15 protein-coding genes and 2 riboswitches are annotated in these 19,428 nt (G+C 63.1%); of the genes, 7 read left to right on the top strand and 8 right to left on the bottom strand.

Annotated features, from left to right (window positions below; translation table 11 throughout):
- Positions 1-28 precede the first annotated feature (28 nt).
- Entirely contained in the window at positions 29-778 is a 750-nt protein-coding gene (locus tag O3301_RS00655; protein ID WP_034752263.1) for a pseudouridine synthase, read from the top strand.
- A 152-nt stretch (positions 779-930) separates the two neighbouring features.
- A complete protein-coding gene (locus O3301_RS00650) occupies positions 931-1,695 on the top strand; it encodes a flagellar brake protein (RefSeq protein ID WP_289915541.1) in 765 nt (254 codons plus the stop codon).
- Positions 1,696-1,872: 177 nt separating this feature from the next.
- Here O3301_RS00650 and def read toward each other — a convergent pair whose 3' ends face one another.
- The 7 genes from def to O3301_RS00615 all read right to left on the bottom strand — a co-directional run bounded on the left by def (position 1,873) and on the right by O3301_RS00615 (position 11,938).
- On the bottom strand, positions 1,873-2,409 hold the full coding sequence (gene def, locus O3301_RS00645) for a peptide deformylase (RefSeq protein ID WP_076569759.1): 537 nt from the start codon (positions 2,407-2,409) through the stop codon (positions 1,873-1,875).
- Positions 2,406-3,299 carry a UTP--glucose-1-phosphate uridylyltransferase GalU gene (galU, locus tag O3301_RS00640; protein WP_289905338.1) on the bottom strand — a complete coding sequence of 298 codons (894 nt, stop codon included), beginning with the start codon at positions 3,297-3,299 and terminating at the stop codon, positions 2,406-2,408. The genes def and galU overlap by 4 nt, the downstream gene beginning before the upstream one ends.
- A 24-nt stretch (positions 3,300-3,323) precedes the next feature.
- The gene (gene ligA, locus O3301_RS00635) at positions 3,324-5,690 is read right to left on the bottom strand and encodes an NAD-dependent DNA ligase LigA (RefSeq protein ID WP_305055184.1); all 2,367 of its coding nucleotides are present in this window, start codon (positions 5,688-5,690) and stop codon (positions 3,324-3,326) included.
- Positions 5,691-5,704: 14 nt separating this feature from the next.
- Positions 5,705-6,868, bottom strand: a complete 1,164-nt coding sequence (locus O3301_RS00630; RefSeq protein WP_305055183.1) for a cell division protein ZipA C-terminal FtsZ-binding domain-containing protein — start codon at positions 6,866-6,868, stop codon at positions 5,705-5,707.
- Positions 6,865-10,392, bottom strand: coding sequence for a chromosome segregation protein SMC (smc, locus tag O3301_RS00625; protein WP_305055182.1), 3,528 nt, complete (start codon positions 10,390-10,392; stop codon positions 6,865-6,867). The genes O3301_RS00630 and smc overlap by 4 nt, the downstream gene beginning before the upstream one ends.
- A 190-nt stretch (positions 10,393-10,582) precedes the next feature.
- A complete protein-coding gene (locus tag O3301_RS00620) occupies positions 10,583-11,218 on the bottom strand; it encodes a phosphatase PAP2 family protein (RefSeq protein ID WP_253192868.1) in 636 nt (211 codons plus the stop codon).
- Positions 11,219-11,365: 147 nt separating this feature from the next.
- Entirely contained in the window at positions 11,366-11,938 is a 573-nt protein-coding gene (locus tag O3301_RS00615; RefSeq protein WP_289913826.1) for an ATP-dependent Clp protease proteolytic subunit, read from the bottom strand.
- Between the two features lie 169 nt (positions 11,939-12,107).
- Positions 12,108-12,194: riboswitch (glycine riboswitch) on the top strand.
- Positions 12,195-12,222: 28 nt separating this feature from the next.
- A riboswitch (glycine riboswitch) is annotated at positions 12,223-12,328 on the top strand.
- Positions 12,329-12,402: 74 nt separating this feature from the next.
- On the opposite strand from O3301_RS00615, the gene gcvT reads away from it, so the two are divergent.
- The 3 genes from gcvT to gcvP all read left to right on the top strand — a co-directional run bounded on the left by gcvT (position 12,403) and on the right by gcvP (position 16,980).
- A complete protein-coding gene (gene gcvT, locus O3301_RS00610; RefSeq protein ID WP_251349130.1) occupies positions 12,403-13,524 on the top strand; it encodes a glycine cleavage system aminomethyltransferase GcvT in 1,122 nt (373 codons plus the stop codon).
- Between the two features lie 71 nt (positions 13,525-13,595).
- The gene (gene gcvH, locus O3301_RS00605; RefSeq protein ID WP_305055181.1) at positions 13,596-13,976 is read left to right on the top strand and encodes a glycine cleavage system protein GcvH; all 381 of its coding nucleotides are present in this window, start codon (positions 13,596-13,598) and stop codon (positions 13,974-13,976) included.
- Between the two features lie 103 nt (positions 13,977-14,079).
- The gene (gcvP, locus tag O3301_RS00600) at positions 14,080-16,980 is read left to right on the top strand and encodes an aminomethyl-transferring glycine dehydrogenase (RefSeq protein WP_305055180.1); all 2,901 of its coding nucleotides are present in this window, start codon (positions 14,080-14,082) and stop codon (positions 16,978-16,980) included.
- An 80-nt stretch (positions 16,981-17,060) separates the two neighbouring features.
- On the opposite strand, the gene O3301_RS00595 is transcribed toward gcvP, so the two are convergent.
- Positions 17,061-17,219: a hypothetical protein gene (locus O3301_RS00595; RefSeq protein WP_171985004.1), complete on the bottom strand. Its 159-nt coding sequence runs from the start codon at positions 17,217-17,219 to the stop codon at positions 17,061-17,063.
- Between the two features lie 163 nt (positions 17,220-17,382).
- Here O3301_RS00595 and O3301_RS00590 point away from each other — a divergent pair, with 163 nt between their 5' ends.
- Both O3301_RS00590 and O3301_RS00585 read left to right on the top strand, forming a co-directional pair.
- Positions 17,383-18,600: a Bcr/CflA family efflux MFS transporter gene (locus O3301_RS00590; protein ID WP_305055179.1), complete on the top strand. Its 1,218-nt coding sequence runs from the start codon at positions 17,383-17,385 to the stop codon at positions 18,598-18,600.
- 22 nt (positions 18,601-18,622) lie between these two features.
- A complete protein-coding gene (locus O3301_RS00585) occupies positions 18,623-19,234 on the top strand; it encodes a TetR/AcrR family transcriptional regulator (RefSeq protein ID WP_305055178.1) in 612 nt (203 codons plus the stop codon).
- The last annotated feature ends 194 nt before the right edge of the window (positions 19,235-19,428 follow it).

Genomic DNA, 19,428 nt, shown 5'->3' with positions numbered 1-19,428 from the left:
GCGCCTACCTTACTGAAACTGAAACAACATGACCGAAGAATTATTACGCTTGTCCAAACGCATGTCCGAACTGGGCCTGTGCTCCCGCCGTGAAGCCGATGAATGGATCGCACGCGGCTGGGTCCGTGTGGATGGCAAGGTGGTGTCCGAGCTGGGCAGCAAGGTCTACCCCAGCCAGCGGGTCACCGTGGAACGCCAGGCGGCGGCCGAGCAATCGAAGCGGGTCACCGTCCTCATCAACAAACCCGTCGGCTACGTCAGCGGCCAGGCCGAAGACGGCTACACGCCCGCCGTGGCCCTGATCAAGGCGGAAAACCGCTGGGCGGAAGACCGCAGCCCGGAACAATTCCACCCCACCCAGCTGCGCAGCCTGGTGGCGGCGGGCCGCCTGGACATCGATTCCGTCGGCTTGCTCGTCCTGACCCAGGACGGCCGCGTGGCCAAGCAGCTGATCGGCCACGATACCGATATCGACAAGGAATACCTGGTGCGCGTGAGCTACACCAAGGGCGGCACTCTGCCCGACAGCGAACTGAAAAAGCTCAACCACGGCCTGTGGCTCGACGGCAAGCCGCTGCTGCCGGCCAAGGTGCGTTGGCAAAATGAAGACCAGCTGAGCTTTACCTTGCGCGAAGGCAAGAAACGCCAGATCCGCCGCATGTGCGAAGCCGTCGGCCTGAAAGTGCTGGGCCTGAAACGCGTGCGCATCGGCAAGGTCAAGCTGGGCGACTTGCCGACGGGCCAATGGCGTTACCTGAGCGCGGACGAACAGTTTTAAGCGACGGCATCAAGGTGGCATGCCGCGTGGCATGCCAAGCCATATAAGCAACAGGAATATAGTGATATAAAAACAATTATTGTGATTTACTTAGTAAATATTGCTTTAAACCTATACACTATTCCCCATCAGAACAAAAGAGATACGCTGTCGTGAACGATCCCATCCCCAATCCCCTGCGCAAAGGCGCGCCCAGCCTGGCTGACGTGGCCGAGCCGATGGCGCCAGGCACCAAGCCGCACCATATGAGCGATCCGTGGGATATCGGCGAAACCCTGTGCAGCCTGGCAGACAACGGCGACGCCATTTCCATCTACCCGGCGGGCGGCGAAGACGTCATCATGGCGCGCATCCTGTCCGTCGACGACGACTTGCCGCAATTCGTGCTGGAGCTGAATGAAGGCGCCACCCTGCCCGAAGGCGGCGCCACGTTTGTGTCGTGGGTGCAAAGCGCCAAGTTGCAATTTACCATCAATGGCGAATGGGAAGCATATCCCGAGCGGCCGAACGTGTACCTGACGAACTTCCCCAGCCATTGCCTGGTGCTGGAACGGCGCGAATCGGCACGCCTGGAAACGCCGCTGGGCGTGTACTACCTGGCCGCCTTCGTGCTCGAGGGCCGTCCGTATGAATTGCAGCTGTATGATTTCTCGGCCGGCGGCATCGGCATGCGCGCCCATCCGCGCGACACGGTAGGCCTGTACGTGGGGCGCAAGCTGTCGCGCGTGCGCCTGGAACTGGGACCGAACAAGGTCATGATCGCCGACCTGGAAATCCGCCTGTCGCGCACCTTCCGCTCCTTCCTGCTGGGCGAGCAGGTGCAGATCGGCTGCCGCTTCCTGAACCTGACGGAAGCCATGCAGGATGAATTGAAATTGCTGCTCGATAACCTGGGCAGCAGCCGCAAGGTGCGCTAGCTTTGCTTCATGCATGAAAAATGGCCGCCCAGCTGATGCTGCGCGGCCATTTTTTGTTTAACAGCCAAAGTCACGAGGCGCCTGAAAAACGTTCAGGGCAAGGCGCATTGCCGAAGACAGCACGAAGAGTACGGCGAGGCAATGCAACGCCGCCATGGGCGTTTTCTCAGCCGCCGATCAATCGTCGTCGTTCGGGTCGAGGTCGGGAAACATGACTTCCGTATAACCGAATTGCGTAAAATCAACGATACGCATCGGATACAAAATGCCGTGCAAGTGGTCCACTTCATGCTGCACCACGCGCGCATGGAAACCATCGCAGTCGCGGCTGATGGGCTGGCCGAACTGGTCCACGCCTTCGTAGTGCAGCTCGCTCCAGCGCGGCACGCTGCCGCGCAGGCCGGGCACGGACAGGCAGCCCTCGAAACCCTCTTCCTTGCGTTCCGACAAAGGCGTCAGCACAGGGTTGATCAGCACGGTTTCAGGCACTTGCGGCGCATCGGGATAGCGCAGGTTCTGCTTGAAGCCGTAGATCACCAGCTGCAGGTTGACGCCGATCTGCGGCGCCGCCAGGCCCGCGCCATTGGCCGCATGCATGGTGTCGAACATGTCGGCGATCAAGGCATGCAGTTCGGGCGTATCGAATTCACGCACGGGCTCGGCCATGCGCAGCAGGCGCGGATCGCCCATCTTGAGGATGTCACGTACCGTCATTTTGTTTCCAGTGTCGCTTGCAGTTGTTGCAGGTAAGTGCGGAAGGCGGCGCCCGTTTCCGGATGTTTCATGCCCATCGCCGTCGTTGCCTTCAGGTAACCAAGCTTGGAGCCGCAATCATAACGCTGCCCCTGGTAGCGGTAAGCCAGCACGCGCTCTTCGCGCATCAGGGCGGCGATGCCGTCCGTCAACTGGATTTCGCCGCCGGCGCCCGTGCCGATATTTTCCAGGTGGTTAAAGATACGGCTGGTCAGCACATAACGGCCCACCACGGCCAGGGTTGACGGCGCCTCTTCGGGCGCGGGCTTTTCCACGATGGCCGAGACCAGCTCCAGGTCGGGCTGATAATTCTTTGCCGACACAATACCGTACTGCTTGGTTTCCGCGCGCGGCACATCCTGCACGGCCAGCAGCGAGCAATTTTCATACTGGAAGACATCGGTCATCTGCGCCAGCACGGGGCGCACGCCTTCTTGTACATCCATGAAATCGTCGGCCAGCAAGACGGCAAACGGCTCGTCGCCGATCACGGGACGGGCGCACAGCACGGCATGCCCCAGGCCCAGCGGCGCCGACTGGCGGATGTAAATGCAATTGATATGCTTGGGAATGACGTTTTGCACCATGTCGAGCAACTGGCGCTTGCCGGCCGCTTCCAGCTCCGATTCCAGCTCGTAAGCCGTATCGAAATGGTCTTCGATGGCGCGCTTGTTGCGTCCCGTGATGAAGATCATTTCCGTGATGCCGGCCGCCACGGCTTCTTCCACCGCGTACTGGATCAGCGGTTTATCGACGATAGGCAACATTTCCTTCGGTTGTGCCTTGGTCGCTGGCAAGAAGCGGCTGCCCAGGCCGGCGACGGGAAAGACTGCTTTTCTGATTTTTTTCATGGGTCTTCTGTAATATTTTAAGAATTAATCCTGCGCGAGCAAGGCCAGCAAACCAGCCTCGTCGAGGATGGCCACGCCCAGTTCCTGGGCCTTGGCCAGCTTGCTGCCGGCGTCCGAGCCGGCCACGACATATCCTGTCTTCTTCGAAACAGAACCGCTGACCTTGCCACCGGCCGCTTCGATCAGCTCCGCCGCCTCGTCGCGGCTCATATTGGGCAAGGTGCCCGTCAAGACGAAAGTCTTGCCGTCCAGCTTGCCGCCAGCGGCTGGCATTTCAGGCAATTGTGACAGTAATTCATGACGCAGGGCGTCCAGTTGAGCAAGCAGCTTGACATTGTTCTCATCGGCAAGCCATTGCGCCAGCGACTCGGCCACGGCGGCAGGCAAGCCCGCATGGAAGCTGGCGCCTTGCGCGGCCAGGCTGGCCAGGGTCACGCCCCGCTCCACCAGCTGCTTGCTGCGCGGCTCCGTCAGCTTCGGGATGCCGATGGCGGCAAGCAAGGTGGTTTGTTCGAGCTGCGTGCGCAGCTTGGCGCTGGGCGCATGTTCGCCTTGCGGCGCGACACCGGCGTCCAGCAACGCCTGCAGCGCCTGCTGGTTCTTTTCTTCGGCAAAGAAATCGGCAATCGACTCGGCGACCGTGCCGCCGATGTCGGGCAGCACGCGCAGCAAGGCCGCGGGCGCTTGCCGCACATACGCCAGGCTGCCCAGCCACTCGGCCAGGGTCTTGGCCGTCGATTCGCCCACGTGGCGGATGCCCAGCGCGAACAGGAAACGCTCAAGCGGCGGGCGCTTGCTCGCTTCTATACCGGCCAGCAGGTTTTCCGCCCACTTGGTGGGAATCTTGCCTTGTTGCACTGTTTCTGGCGTCGAACCGTCGCGCTCGTCGGCGCGCACTTTCATTTCCAGCAATTTATCCAGGGTCAGGCTGTACAAGTCGGCCAGGCCGTGCACGTATTCCAGTTCGACCAGGGTATCGATATAACGTTCGCCCAAGCCTTCGATATCCATCATACGCCGGCCCGCGAAATGGCGGAACGCTTCCTTGCGCTGCGCCGAGCAGAACAGGCCGCCCGAGCAGCGGGCAATCGCCTCGCCCTCTTCGCGCACCACGTGCGAGCCGCACACGGGGCAGCTTTCCCGCATCTTGAACGGCGGCGGCGCCGGTTCCGGGCGCTTTTCCAGCACCACGGACAGCACCTCGGGGATCACGTCGCCGGCGCGGCGCACGATAACCGTATCGCCCACGCGCACATCCTTGCGCAGCACTTCATCTTCATTGTGCAAGGTGGCGTTGGTGACCGTCACGCCGCCCACGGAGACGGGCGCCAGGCGCGCCACGGGCGTCATGGCACCCGTGCGCCCCACCTGGATATCGATGCCCAGCACCTGCGTCAGCGCCTCTTCGGCGGGGAACTTGTGCGCCAGCGCAAAACGCGGCGCGCGCGACACAAAGCCCAGCTCTTGCTGGTCTTCCGTCGCGTTCACCTTGTAGACGACGCCGTCGATTTCATACGGCAAGGCGGGACGGCGCGCGCCGATGTCAGCGTAGTAATCGAGCAAGCCTTGCGCGCCCTGCACCACACGGCGCTCCTTCGATACGGGAATGCCCAGGGTTTCGTACCAGTCCAGCAAGGCAGAATGCGACACGGGCATGGCGGCGCCATCGAGGGCGCCGATGCCGTACGCATAGAAACGCAGCTTGCGCTGGGCCGTGATGCGCGAATCGAGCTGGCGCAGGCTGCCGGCCGCCGCATTGCGGGGGTTGGCAAATTCCTTCTGGCCCGCTTCGCGCTGGCGTTCGTTCAGGCGGGCAAAATCGGCCTTGAACATCATGACTTCGCCGCGCACGTCGAGCACGGCCGGAATCCGGTCGCCATGCAGGCGCAGCGGGATGCTGGAAATGGTGCGGATATTCGCCGTCACGTCTTCGCCCGTGGCGCCATCGCCGCGCGTGGCCGCCTGCACGAACAGGCCGTTTTCATAGCGCAGGTTGATCGCCAGGCCGTCGAATTTCACTTCGGCAGCGTAATCGACTTCGGCGCCGTCAAGGTCCAGGCCTTCGCGCACGCGGCGGTCGAAGTTGACGATATCGTCATCGGTGAAACCATTGTTCAGTGACAACATCGGCACCGTGTGCGTGACTTGCTCGAATTGCGGCAAGGGCGCCGCGCCCACGCGCAAGGTGGGCGAATCGGGCGTGCGCAATTCGGGATGGGCCGCTTCCAGCGCCTGCAGTTCGACGAACAGCTTGTCGTACTCGGCGTCGGGGATGGTGGGATTGTCGAGCACGTGGTAGGCGTGCAGATGCCGATTGAGTTCGGCCGTGAGTGCCAGGACGCGCTGGGCGGCATTCCGCTGGGCGGCGTCCTGGTTGATCGGATCAGTCATTGTTGCGGGATTCTTCAGCTAAATAAACGCAGGGCGCGGGTGGAACCGGCCGGAATGTCGGCCGCGTCCATTTCCTGGTAAAACTCTTGCACCTGGCCGGCGATCTCGGCCAGCGCCGCATCGGACAAGGCCTGGTTGTAATCGTCGACGATGGTGGCGTCCAGGCGGCCCACCAGTGCCTTGGCGCAAGCGACCATGGCGCCGAAGCCGTCGTGCGCGGGCGCCACGCATGGCACATCCAGCAGCAAGGTCAGGCGCGGCGTCGTTTCCTCGGCCAGGGTGACATTCGTCGACAGCGAGAACAGATAGCCGCCTTCGCCGTCGGGCATGACGAAACGGCCGTCCGGACGCACGTCGAAGCCCTGCTTTTCCAGCGCGAACAGCAAGGTGGAAATAGCCCATGGCGCGCCATTCGTGTGCAGGTTGACGCCCAGCTGGGCATCGTGACCGGCCACGAAGCGGTGCAGATTGCGCGCTTCGGCCATCACTTCCATCATGTCGGGCACTTCCGGCTCGGCGCCGATCTCGTCAGCCACGCCGCGCAGGCGCGTGACCAGTTCCGAGTATTCCAGTTCATTCAGGGCCGTGCTGCGGCTGGCCAGCTGCACGCCGCCCTGCATCTTGGTGTAGACACCGCCATGCGTGATCGGTTCCCAGTCGCCATTCACGTGCAAACCGATGAAGTGGACGGGCTTGTTGCCCACCAGGCGCAGGGTTTGCAGCACGGGCAGGATCTTGTCGCCACGCACGGGCGCTTCCAGCGACAAAGGCAGCAGGCAATCGATCAGCGGGTCGACCAGGCTGGTCGCCTGTTCGCTGGCGGCGCTGACTTCCGGCTGCGCCGGCGCGGCAGGAGCGGCGGGTGCGGGGTCGGCATCGGCCAGCGACGGTTCCGCATGCACGGGCGCGTCCGGCACCACGGCCGCCGGCGGCGCGCCGAACGACGGTTCGGCCTTGGCGGCGGGCGCCGCGTCGAAGCGCGGTTCCTGGCGCAGCACGGGTTCCTGGGCTTCCACGGCAGGGGCGTCGCCCTCGCGCATCAGCACGTCGTCGTGGTCGGTGGAAAAAGCCCGTTCCACGCTTTTCTTGGCCTTGTATTCCTGCCATTTGTTGTACGAGAAAACGCCGACGATAAAGACGCCGCCGGCGCCGAACAAGGTAATTTGAAGGTCTGTCATGCTGCTTGTGCCTCGGTTGCAAAATTTGCGGCGGACTCCATGTCCACCGCCACGATGCGCGATACGCCCTGCTCCTGCATCGTCACACCGATCAATTGATGGGCCATTTCCATCGCAATCTTGTTATGCGAAATGAAAAGGAATTGGGTCTGGTCGGACATGCGCTTGACCATGCGGCAGAAGCGTTCCGTGTTCGAATCGTCCAGCGGTGCATCGACTTCGTCGAGCAGGCAGAACGGCGCCGGATTCAGGCGGAACATGGAAAACACCAATGCGGTCGCGGTCAGCGCCTTCTCTCCACCCGATAACAGGTGGATGGTGGCATTTTTCTTGCCGGGAGGCTGCGCCATGACTTGTACACCGGAATCGAGAATCTCGTCGCCCGTCATGGTGAGCTTGGCCTGGCCGCCACCGAACAGAATCGGGAACAGCTCGGAAAAGTGATGGTTGACCTTGTCGAACGTGTCTTGCAGCAAGTCGCGCGTTTCCTTGTCGATCTTGTGGATCGCGTCTTCCAGCGTGTTGATCGCTTCCGTCAGGTCGGCATTCTGGGCGTCGAGGAAATTCTTGCGCTCGGATGCCTGCGCCAGCTCGTCCAGCGCGGCCAGGTTGACGGCGCCCAGGCCCGTGATGGCGTTCGTCAGGCGCGTCACTTCGCCCTGCAGATACGATGGACGCATGTCCGGGTGCAATTTCTCCGTCAGCGCGGCCTCGTCGGCGCCCGCTTCCAGCAATTGCTGGGCGAATTGCTCCTGGTTCAGGCGCGCGGCCTGTTCCTTGAGCTGCATTTCCATGATCTTGTCGCGCTGCGGCTGCAAGCTGCGTTCCGATTGCGTACGCGCATCTTCGGACAGGCGCAGCTGCTGCGTAATTTGATCGAGTTCGTGGCGCGCGTCCGCCAGCGCCCGCTCCTGCGTCGTGCGGCGCTCGAGCAAGTCCTGCAAGCCGTCCGCGGCCGCGCCGCTTTCCAGGTTGGCCAATTCCAGTTCGCCCGCCTGCAGGCTTTCCGTCACTTGCTGCGCCTGCGTGCTGGCCGTGGCGATGTTGCGGCGCAATTCCTCGATCTTCGCGCGGTGGGCTTTTTCCGCGTATTCCGTATCCTTGGCGGCCCGTTCCAGGTCGCGCAAGGCTTCGCGCGCCTCTGCCAGACGCTGTTCCTTCTGCAGGAAATCCGTGTGGCCGTCTTCGTGCGCTTCCTGCAAGTTGCCCAGCTCCATGTCCAGCTGTTCGAATTTCTCTTCCGATTCCAGCTTGGTCTGCATCTGCTCCGCTTCCTGCGCGGCGATCTCGGCCAGGTCGGCGCCGATCTGCGTGCTGCGCTGGTTGAAGCGCGCTTCCACTTCCGACAGTTTCACCACGTCCAGTTGCAGAGTATGCACGGAAGACGTCAGTTGCTGTATGCGCAAGCGCAAGTCGGACAGATTGCGCGTCAGGGTGGCAACGGCCGCATCGGCCCGCACGGAACGGGCGCGCGCCTCTTCAGCCAGCAATTGCTGGGCACGCAACTGCTTGCCGATATTGTCGATTTCCTGCTGGCGGCCCAGCATGCCTTCCTGCTCAGAATCGGCCGCATAGAAGCGCACGCTGGTGGCCGTCACGACGTGACCGGCGCGCGTGACGAAATAGCCGCCCGGCGGCAATTTACCGCGTTCGGCCAGGGCTTCGGCCGCGTCTTCCACGGCATAGGCGTTGTACAGCCAATCCTGCAACAAGCCGCGCAAGCCCGGATCGTTGAGTTTCAACAAGTTCAGGAACGGTTTCAGGCCGGCGATTTCCGGCAGCGGCAGGGGCGCCACCGTGGATGGCGCGTACAGGGCCAGCTTGGCCGGCGGCGCGTCGGCAAAGAAGGCCTTGGCCCAGTCGATATTCGACAGTTGCAAGGCCGACGTGCGCTCGCGCAAGATCGATTCCATGGCCGCTTCCCAGCCCGCTTCGATCTGCAGCTTTTGCCACAGACGCGGCAAGGTGTCGAGCTCGTGCTTTTTCAGCCATGGCTGGACCTTGCCCTGCGTCTGTACCCGTTCCTGCAATTGTTTCAAAGCGGAAAGACGCGCTTCCAGCTGGGCATTCGCCGCCGTCTCGGCATTGACTTGCGCCTGCGCCTCGGCCCGCTCCTGCTCCAGCTTTGGCTGCTGCTCCAGCGCTTCTTCCAGGTAGAAACCCTGTTCTTCCAGGGTTTGCTGCTTTTCTTCCAGTTGGAGCTTCAGGTTTTCCAGGTGGCTGCTGTCGGGCAAACTGAGGCTGTTCTTTTCCTGCTGCAGGCGCTCGCGGCGGCTCAAGAGGCTGGCCAGGATGTTCGAGGCATTGCGCTGGTGCGCCGATTCCAGCTCCAGCTGCTGCTGCGCCTGCATGATGCGCGCGCGCGATTCCGTGCTCTTGTTTTGCGCGGCGCGCCAGGCGGCGTCGAGCTCGGGCAATTGCTCGCCCTTCTGTTCCGCCATCATTTGCGATTGTTCCACCTTCGCGGCCAGTTCTTCGAGGTGGAATTCCGCCTCTTCGATCTGTTCCTGGTATTCGCCGCCCTGGCTGGTCCACTGGTCGCGCTGGGCCGTCAGGGTGGCCAGCTGTGCCTGCAGGCGGGCGCGCGATTCGATGACGAACTTGATCTGCGCTTCCAGGCTGCCGATTTCCGCATTCGTCTGGTACAGATGGCCTTGCGCCGTATGCAAACGGTCGCCCACGGCAAAGTGCGCCTGGCGCATCTGCTCGAGGGTCAGTTCCACGTTGCGCAGCTTGGCCGTCTGCTCTTCCAGGTCCGTCTGCGCCTGTTCCACTTCGCGGAAATAGCGCGTCTGCTCGTTTTGCGCCTCGTTCTTGCGCAGCAGCCACAACAGCTTCTGCTTTTCTTCCTGGTCCGCCTGCAAGGCGTGGAAACGGGTGGCGACAGCGGCCTGCGCTTCCAGCTTTTCCAGGTTGGCATTGAGTTCGCGCAAGATGTCTTCCACGCGCAGCAAATTCTCGCGCGTGTCCTGCAAGCGGTTTTCCGTCTCGCGGCGGCGTTCCTTGTATTTCGACACGCCGGCCGCTTCTTCGAGGAAGACGCGCAATTCTTCCGGGCGCGATTCGATGATGCGCGAAATCATGCCCTGGCCGATGATGGCGTAGGCGCGCGGACCGAGGCCCGTGCCGAGGAAGATGTCCTGGATGTCGCGCCGGCGCACGGGCTGGCCATTGATGTAATAGGTGGAGGTGCCGTCGCGCGTCAGGGTGCGCTTGACGGCGATCTCGGCGTACTGGCCCCACTGGCCGGACGCCTTGCCATCGTTATTGTCGAACACCAGTTCCACGGAAGCGCGCCCGGCCGGTTTGCGGTGGGTGGAGCCATTGAAAATGACGTCCTGCATCGATTCGCCGCGCAATTCCGACGCTTTCGATTCGCCCAGCACCCAGCGCACGGCGTCGATGATGTTCGACTTGCCGCAGCCATTCGGCCCGACCACGCCCACGAGCTGGCCTGGCACCTGGAAATTGGTGGGATCGACGAAAGACTTAAATCCCGACAACTTGATGGAAGAGAGACGCACGTGTTTTAGAGTTCCTGGCCTATGCTGGCGGTTATATTTGGGTGAACCCGGTTCATATTCAGTTCATGGCCACCTTGGCCACCCTTGCGGCAACAGTCTAGCCACTCACCGCAGGGAGTGGTTCATCATACCATTTCCTGATGCTTTTCTGGCCAAAAAACCGCAGCGCCAGGCGCCGGCGTGCCCCGCCTTACGGGGCTGGGCGGCCATCCTGCGCCAGTTTCCAGTCTTCGCGGGAAAAAACGCGCTCATGGCCGGACAGCGCCAGGGCCAGTTTTTGCAGCCATTGCTCGGTCGGCATGGGCTCCGCCTTGAAGCTGAGCACCACCATCAGCACGAGGCTGGCCAGGGCCAGCGCATGGCTGACGGCGATATTCACGGCGCCGCGGGCGCTCCACATGAAGCCCAGCGCCAGCGCCAGGCCCAGCACGCAGCCGCTGACGGCTTCCGACACGCTGTGCGCATGCACGACCACGCGCGAAATGGCCACCAGCACGGCAAAGGCCACGCCGACGAGCACGCCGGCATGGCGCCAGCGCGGTGCAGCCCGCTGCAGCAGCACATACATCAGCACGGGAAACACGGCGCCGGCGCGCATGGCGTGGCCGCTGAAGCCCGTAAAATCGAGCGCGCTGCTGCCCACGCCCCAGCTCATGAAGGCCAGCTTCGACAGCACCACGAGGGCCAGGCCGCCGCCGTACCACAGGCTCCAGCTGAGCACCAGGCGCCATTGGCGCGAGACGAGCAGCCACAGGGCAATCGCCACGCCAGCCGGCCCCATCACGGACATATCGGCCGCAAAAGAAATCCCATTCCACCAAGTCATCGCGCCTGCACTTATTTCATGATCAGCTTGCACTATGCCACGACTCTGCCCTGTTCCGCGCGGCTTTTGCTGTGCTGCAGCGAAGAATTACATTCGATTACAAACTTTCCACGCTGAAACCATCTGCCCGGCATGGCGCGGCAGGCGTCAGATATTCGTCAGGCGCTTGCCCTTGGGCGGCGCAAAGTCGCGGATCGATTCGATCATGCCCACTTCCAACGCCTGGTCGGCCGTCAGGTGCAGGTCGGAATACGCGTGCACCTGCCACTGCTCTTCCGTCAGGCTGACGTGGCCGCGCAGGATGCGCTCGGTACGCATGTCGTCGGCGCGCAAGCCCTCGACGATGATGCTGAGCGCGTCGGGGCGGGAACCGGGCGAGGCTGTCGCATGCGACTTGTGCACCATGAAGCGGGCCGTGTCGCTGGCATGGCGGCGCCGCCCCGCCAGGAACAGGGTGACGGCGATGGAGGCCACGGCGCCCGCGTTATAGGTGATGATGTCGAGCGGCAACTTGCTGAGGAAGTTGTACAGACAGATGCCGTCGCTGACGTAGCCGCCGTTCGACTGGATCAGGATGTGGGCGGTGGTGAGCTTGTCTTCCGTGATGTCGGCCGCGGCGTTGAAGACGCGCCGCACCATATCGCTGTTGACGTCGCCCGAGAGGGTAAAGTAACCGTGCTGCTCGGTGTTGTTTTGCGTCTCGCTTTGTGTAGTGTTCATGGCAGGCACCCGCAAGAAAGCCAGAATTTCATCATAGCGCATTCCCGCGCGGCCGGGCGCCCTTTTGCGGCGCCGCCAGCCCCCTGACAGCCCCGCAAACCGGGGCTTTTGCTGCAATTTGACAATGTCTTTTCAGATTGACAGAAACACCCTGCTGGCATATATTCCTCCCACTTGATCGGGAGAGGGCAAACCAGCGTTGCCGCCGAAGGGGCACTACCCAAAAACTCTCAGGCAAAAGGACCGATCAGGCGGACTGCAGCTGTTGCTTTGGCGACACGTTTCAGCTCAACTCTGGAGAGCGGCCGCGGCTATTGCCGGCGGCCCACCGAAGGGGCGCACGGGGCAGGCCCCCGTAATCTCTCAGGTACAAAGGACAGGGGGGTCAGTGATCACGCTGGAAAGCCGTGTTTGGCTATTCTATGTTTTGTTAACTCCCCTTTTACCTTCGTCCCGAGGAATCCATGACGCTCAAAGCGACCCCACTCAATAACGCCCACCGTGCCCTCGGCGCCCGCATGGTCGATTTCGGCGGCTGGGACATGCCCGTCAACTACGGCTCGCAAATCGAAGAACACAACGCCGTGCGCGGCGATGCCGGCATGTTCGACGTGTCCCATATGTGCGTGGTCGATATCGAAGGTCCGAACGTGCGCGCCTTCCTGCGCGGCTTGCTGGCCAACAACGTTGACAAGCTGCAAGTGTCGGGCAAGGCGCTGTACTCGTGCATGCTCAATGCCGAAGGCACCGTCATCGATGACCTGATCGTCTACTTCTTCAACGAAAACTGGTTCCGCCTCGTCGTCAACGCGGGCACGGCTGAAAAAGACGTGGCGTGGATGCAGCAGCAAAACACCAACACCAACAGCGGCCTGACGATCACCGAGCGCCGCAATGCCAACAATCCGATGGCCCTGGTGGCCGTGCAAGGCCCGAACGCGCGCGCCAAAGTGTGGCAAGTGCTGCCGGAAACGCAAGCCGCTTCCGAAGCCATCAAGCCGTTCAACGTCGTCATCGTCAAGGACACGGCTTTCGGCGAAGTCATGCTGGCGCGCACCGGTTACACGGGCGAAGACGGCTTTGAAATCGGCGTGGCCGCGACCCAGGTGGAAGCGCTGTGGAACGCCCTGGCGGCGGCCGGCGTCAAGCCTGCCGGCCTGGGCGCGCGCGACACCCTGCGCCTGGAAGCGGGCATGAATCTGTACGGCCAGGACATGGATGAAACCGTCAACCCGCTCGACGCGGGCCTGGCATGGACCATCGACCTCGTCAGCGAACGCGATTTCATCGGCAAGGCGGCCCTGCTGGCCAAGGGCCAGAACGCACAATTCGTGGGACTGATCCTGCGCGAAAAAGGCGGCGTGCTGCGCGCTCATCAAAAAGTCATCATCGCCGGCAGCGAAGCCACGGGCGAAATCACCAGCGGCACCTTCAGCCCGACGATGCAGGAAGCGATCGCGCTGGCGCGCGTGCCGAACGGCGTCGCCGTGGGCGACACCGTGCACGTGGAAATCCGCGGCAAGCAGCTGGCCGCTTCCGTCGTCAAGCTGCCTTTCGTGCGTAACGGTAAAATCCTGGCTGCGTAAGGTTTTATAGAGCCGCCCGCAAGACCGTACAACCATAATCAATAACGAACACTTACCATCTGGAGCCACACATGAACATTCCTGCAGACCTGAAGTACACCGCTTCCCACGAATGGGTACGCCTTGAAGGCGACGGCACGATCACCGTCGGCATCACCGAGTACGCGCAGGACGCCCTGGGCGACATCGTCTTCGTCGAACTGCCCACCGTGGGCAACAGCTACGGCGCCGGCGACGACGCCGCCGTGGTGGAATCGGTCAAGGCAGCGAGCGACATCTACGCACCAATCGCCGGCGAAGTCGTGGCCGTCAACGACGACGTGGTCAACTCGCCAGAGTCGATCAATGCCGACGCCTACGCCAACTGGCTGTTCAAGATCAAGCCAGCCGACGTGTCGGCCCTGGACGGCTTGCTCGACGCTGCCGCCTATGGCGCCACCACCGGCGCGTAATCGCGTTTGACTCACGGGCCGCAATCGCGGCCCGTTTGCATTTTTTCTGCGCTGCGCCCGCGCGCCGCATCCCGGTTTTTCAGTCTTTTTTGGCCTCTATATCATGACCCGCACCAGCCTGACCCAACTCGAAGCACGCGATGCCTTCATCGCCCGCCACATCGGCCCTTCCCACACCGAACAAGCAGCCATGCTGGCGACCCTCGGCTATCCATCGCGCGCCGCGCTGATCGACGCCCTGGTACCGGCCAACATCCGCAACAAGGGCGCCCTGCCCCTGGGCACGTATTCGCAGCCGATGCCGGAACAGGAAGCCCTGTCGCGCCTGAAAGCCATCGCCGGCAAGAACCAGGTTCTCAAATCCCTGATCGGCCAAGGCTACTACAACACATTCACGCCCGGTGTCGTTTTGCGCAACATCTTTGAAAATCCGGCCTGGTACACGGCGTACACGCCTTACCAGCCTGAGATTTCGCAAGGCCGCCTGGAAGCGATCCTGAACTTCCAGCAAGTGATCACGGACCTCACCGGCATGGGCATCTCGAACGCCTCGATGCTGGACGAAGGCACTGCCGCCGCCGAAGCGATGACCCTGATCCAGCGCGTGGGCAAGTCGAAGTCGAACGTGCTGTATGTGGCCAATGACGTGCTGCCGCAAACGCTGGAAGTGGTGCAGACGCGCGCCCAGCCGATCGGCATCGAAGTGCGCACGTTTGATCCGGCAGAAATCGAGTCGCTGGACGCCTGCTTCGGCGTGCTGCTGCAATACCCTGGCGTGAACGGCGTCGTGCGCGACTACCGCGCCGGCGTGGAAAAACTGCACGCGAACGGCGCCATGGTCATCGTCGCGGCCGACCTGCTGGCCCTGACCATGCTCACGCCTCCGGGCGAATGGGGCGCCGACGTCGTCGTCGGCAACAGCCAGCGCTTCGGCGTGCCGCTCGGCTTCGGCGGCCCGCACGCGGGCTATCTGTCCACGCGCGATGAATTCAAGCGCAATATGTCGGGCCGCCTGGTGGGCGTGACCGTCGATGCGCAAGGCAACAAGGCGTACCGCCTGGCCCTGCAAACGCGCGAACAGCATATCCGCCGCGAAAAAGCGACCTCGAACATCTGCACGGCGCAAGTGCTGCTTGCCGTGATGGCCTCGATGTACGCCGTCTACCACGGCCCGGCCGGCCTGCTGCAGATCGCCCGCCGCGTGCACCGCTTTACGGGCGTGCTGGCCGCCAACCTGAAGACCCTCGGCTATGGCGTCGTCAATGCGAGCTACTTCGACACCCTGACCATCAACGTCGCCGATGCGGCGCAGCTGCACGCGACGGCCATGCACCACGGCGTCAACCTGCGCAAGATCGACAATACCCACGTGGGCGTGTCGCTCGACGAAACCACCACGCGCGACGATATCGCGCTGCTGTGGAAAGTGTTCGCGCACGGCCTGGCCAACGCGCCTGCCGCCCCGGACCTGGACAGCGTGGAAGCAAATGTGACCAGCGCGCTGCCGGCCAACCTGGCACGCGAGAGCGCCTACCTGACCCACCCCGTCTTCAACAGCTACCACTCGGAACATGAGATGCTGCGCTACCTGCGCAGCCTGGCCGACAAGGACCTGGCGCTGGACCGCACCATGATCCCGCTCGGTTCGTGCACCATGAAGCTGAACGCGACGAGCGAAATGATCCCCGTCACCTGGCCGGAATTTTCGAACATCCACCCGTTCGCGCCGGATGCGCAAACGGTCGGCTACCGCGAGATGATTTCGCAGCTGGAAGAGATGCTGTGCGCCTTGACGGGCTACGCGGCCGTGTCGCTGCAGCCGAACGCCGGCTCGCAGGGCGAATACGCGGGTCTGCTGGTGATCAAGGCGTATCACGAGTCGCGCGGCGAAGGCCATCGCAACATTTGCCTGATCCCGTCGTCGGCGCATGGCACCAACCCCGCCTCGGCCAACATGGTCGGCATGCAGGTGGTCGTCACCAGCTGCGACGCCAACGGCAACGTGGACCTGGCCGACCTGAAGGCGAAGGCGGAAAAGCACAGCGCCAACCTGGCTTGCGTGATGGTCACCTACCCATCCACCCACGGCGTGTTTGAAGAAGGCATCCAGGAACTGTGCGAAATCATCCATGCGCACGGCGGCCAGGTCTACATCGACGGCGCCAACATGAACGCGCTGGTCGGCGTGGCCGCTCCCGGCTCGTTTGGCGGCGACGTGTCCCACCTGAACCTGCACAAGACCTTCTGCATCCCGCACGGCGGCGGCGGACCGGGCGTCGGCCCGATCGGCGTGGGCGCCCACCTGGCGAAATTCCTGCCGAACCAGCGTTCCTCGGGCTACCAGCGCGATGCTGCCGGCATCGGTGCCGTCAGCGCCGCGCCATTCGGCTCGGCCAGCATCCTGCCGATTTCGTGGATGTACATCGCCATGATGGGCGCGGAAGGCTTGACGGCCGCCACCGAGACGGCGATCCTGGCGGCGAACTACATCGCGCGCCGCCTGGCGCCGCACTACCCCGTGCTGTACTCGGGCCACGACGGCCTGGTCGCGCACGAGTGCATCCTGGACCTGCGCCCGATCACGGACGCCACCGGCATCAGCAACGAAGACGTGGCCAAGCGTTTGATGGACTTCGGTTTCCATGCGCCGACCATGAGCTTCCCCGTGCCGGGCACCCTGATGATCGAACCGACGGAAAGCGAATCGAAAGTGGAAATCGACCGCTTCATCGACGCCATGATCGCCATCCGCGCGGAAATCGCCAAGGTCGCCAGCGGTGAATTCGACCACGACGACAACCCGTTGAAAAATGCGCCGCACACGGCACAGGTATTGATGTCGGACAACTGGGAACGCAAGTACAGCCGCGAAATCGCCGCCTACCCCGTCGCTTCCTTGCGCCAGCGCAAGTACTGGCCGCCGGTCGGCCGCGCCGACAACGTGTACGGCGACCGCAACCTGTTCTGCGGTTGCGCACCGATCAGTTCCTACGAAGAAGAGTAAACGCCATCTGCCCGGCTAGCCGGGCAGGAGGAACACAGAACGGCAGGCCGCAAGGTCTGCCGTTTTTTTTATGCGCCGCGCTACAGCGCCAGCAAGGCCGCGCCCGGCAATCCCAGGGCGGTGCCCAGCATCGTCAGCAGCACGACATCGCGCCGTTCGCAGCGGGCGCGGTGCGAACTCCAGGCGGCAAACAGCAAGGCCACGGCCACGCCGCTGAGCGAAATTCCCACTTCCGTCATGACCGCTCTCCCCGCAGATACGGCGCAGCCGCCATTGTTACGTTCATCATCGTCGTCATCCTTTGCCTTTATTGAGTTGGCTACCTATCGGTAGGTAGTCAGTGTACAATAAAAAAGACGGCAATGTCCATGCCGTGTTTTTTGACGATACAAAGGAAGCGCAATGCAGCAGCAAACCACTCTCCCCGCCGCCAGTCTCGGGCTGGCGGCTTCCCTGGCCCTGGTGGCCGTGCTCGGCCCGGCCGGCATCGACATGTACCTGGCCTCGATGCCCGCCATGGCGCGCGAGCTGCACACCTCGTATGCGAACGTGCAGCTGAGCCTGACGGTTTTCCTGCTGGCCCTGGGCGGCGGGCAATTGCTGTGCGGGCCGCTGACCGACATGCTGGGCCGGCGCCGTCCGCTGCTGGCCGGCATCGCCGTGTACATTCTTGCCGCCGTGTGGGCGTCGCAGGCGGATCAATTGAGCACCCTGCTGCTGGCGCGCTTGCTGCAAGGTCTGGGCGCCGCGCTGACCCTGGTCGTGGTGATGAGCATGGTGCGCGACGTGGCCGATGGCGTCAAAGCGGCGCAGCTGTTTGCCCTCTTGATGACCATCGTCGGCCTGGCGCCCGTGCTGGCGCCCGCCGTGGGCGGCTTGCTCGACGCCCACTACGGCTGGCGCGCCGTGATGCTGGCCCTGGCCGCGCTGGGTCTCTTGACCCTGCTCAATAGCGCGCTGTTCCTATCAGAAACCCTGCCAGCGGCCCGACGCGTCGCGCCGCGCGGCATGCACCGCACGTATGCGCGCATCGCGCTGGACCGCGCCTTCCTGCTGCCCGCACTGGCCCTGTCCGCCACTTTCTTTTTCCTGTTTGCCTATATCGGCGGAGCGTCGCTCGTGTACCAGCGCGATTTCGGCCTGTCCGCGGGCAGCTTCGGCCTCGTGTTCGGCGCCACGGGCGTGGCCGTGCTGCTGGGCGCCATGGCCAGCGGCCGCCTGGTGGAAAAGCACGGCGTGGCGCGCCTTTGCGTGGCGGGCAGCGCGGCCATGCTGGGCGGCGCGGGGCTGGCCCTGCTCGGCGCTTGGGCAGGAGCAGGCATCGCCGCTGTCGTGCCGGGCATGTTCGTGGCCCTGTTTGGCCTGGGCATCGCGGAAGCGGCGCTGATGGCCATGGCCATGGGTTCCCAGCAGCGTGCGCTCGGTTCCACGGCCGCGCTGCTGGGTGCCATCCAGATGACCTTGTCGTCGCTGGCCACGCCGCTGGCGGCCAGCCTGTCGGAATGGGGGCCGCTGCCGTGGCTGCTGTTCTTGACCGTGGCCGGCCTGCTGGTATCATGGCTGACCCTGGCCACTGCGCGCGTCCATCCGGTCCATGCCAGCAGCCTGGGAGCGCACTGACGCCTCACCCCATATCACCCCCATGATGAAAAAACGCTCGGCCTCGGCCGATAATATCTGTGCCGTCGCCGTCGTCCACTTTTCGGAACACGGCTACGACGCTTCGTCCCTCAGCGACATCGCCGCGCAGGCGGGCATGCGCAAGGCTTCGCTGTACTCGCACTTCGCCGGCAAGGACGCCCTCTTCCTCGACGTGTTTGCCGACGCCCTGGCCGAAGAGCAAGCCTTCATGGACAGCTGCTTCGCCGACGAAGCGGCGCTGGCGGCGCCCGGCGGCCAGCAAGCCGGCGCCCTGTACTGCGACCGCATGGCGCAGCGCTATGCGGACTCGGCCCATTTGCGCTTTCTGCTGCGCACGGCGTATTTGCCGCCCGCGCCCCTGCGCGTGGAAGTGGGCACGGGCTACGAAGCCTTGCTGGCGCAGCTGCAGCAGTATTACGTGCAGAGCCTGGCCCGTCTCGCGCCCACGTTATCGTCGCAGCGCATCGACCTGTATGCGCAAGCCTACCTGGGCATCGTCGACAGCCTGCACGTAGAGCTGATCTACGCGGGCGGCGCCGCGCTGCAGCAGCGTCATGCGGCGCTGTGGCAGATATTGTCCGATTCGCTGGCGATGGCCACGCAACATGGCTGAGCATGCGGCCTGCCACAGTCACATTACACTTTGGAAACCTAAGATTTCTTCAGTTGACACTCTTGCAGCATGTGCATAAGATGCCCCCATTATTCATTTACGGAGTCCCACGTGGGTACTTGTTCTAGTGACAGTAGCCGATCTTGTATCGGCGATTGCCTCGGCAGCTAAACAGCAAGCAACGCGGAACTCTC

Origin of the sequence: Janthinobacterium sp. SUN211 (assembly GCF_030587315.1) — a bacterium.
GTDB lineage: Bacteria > Pseudomonadota > Gammaproteobacteria > Burkholderiales > Burkholderiaceae_D > Janthinobacterium > Janthinobacterium kumbetense.
This window is presented reverse-complemented; position numbering and strand designations above follow the sequence as displayed.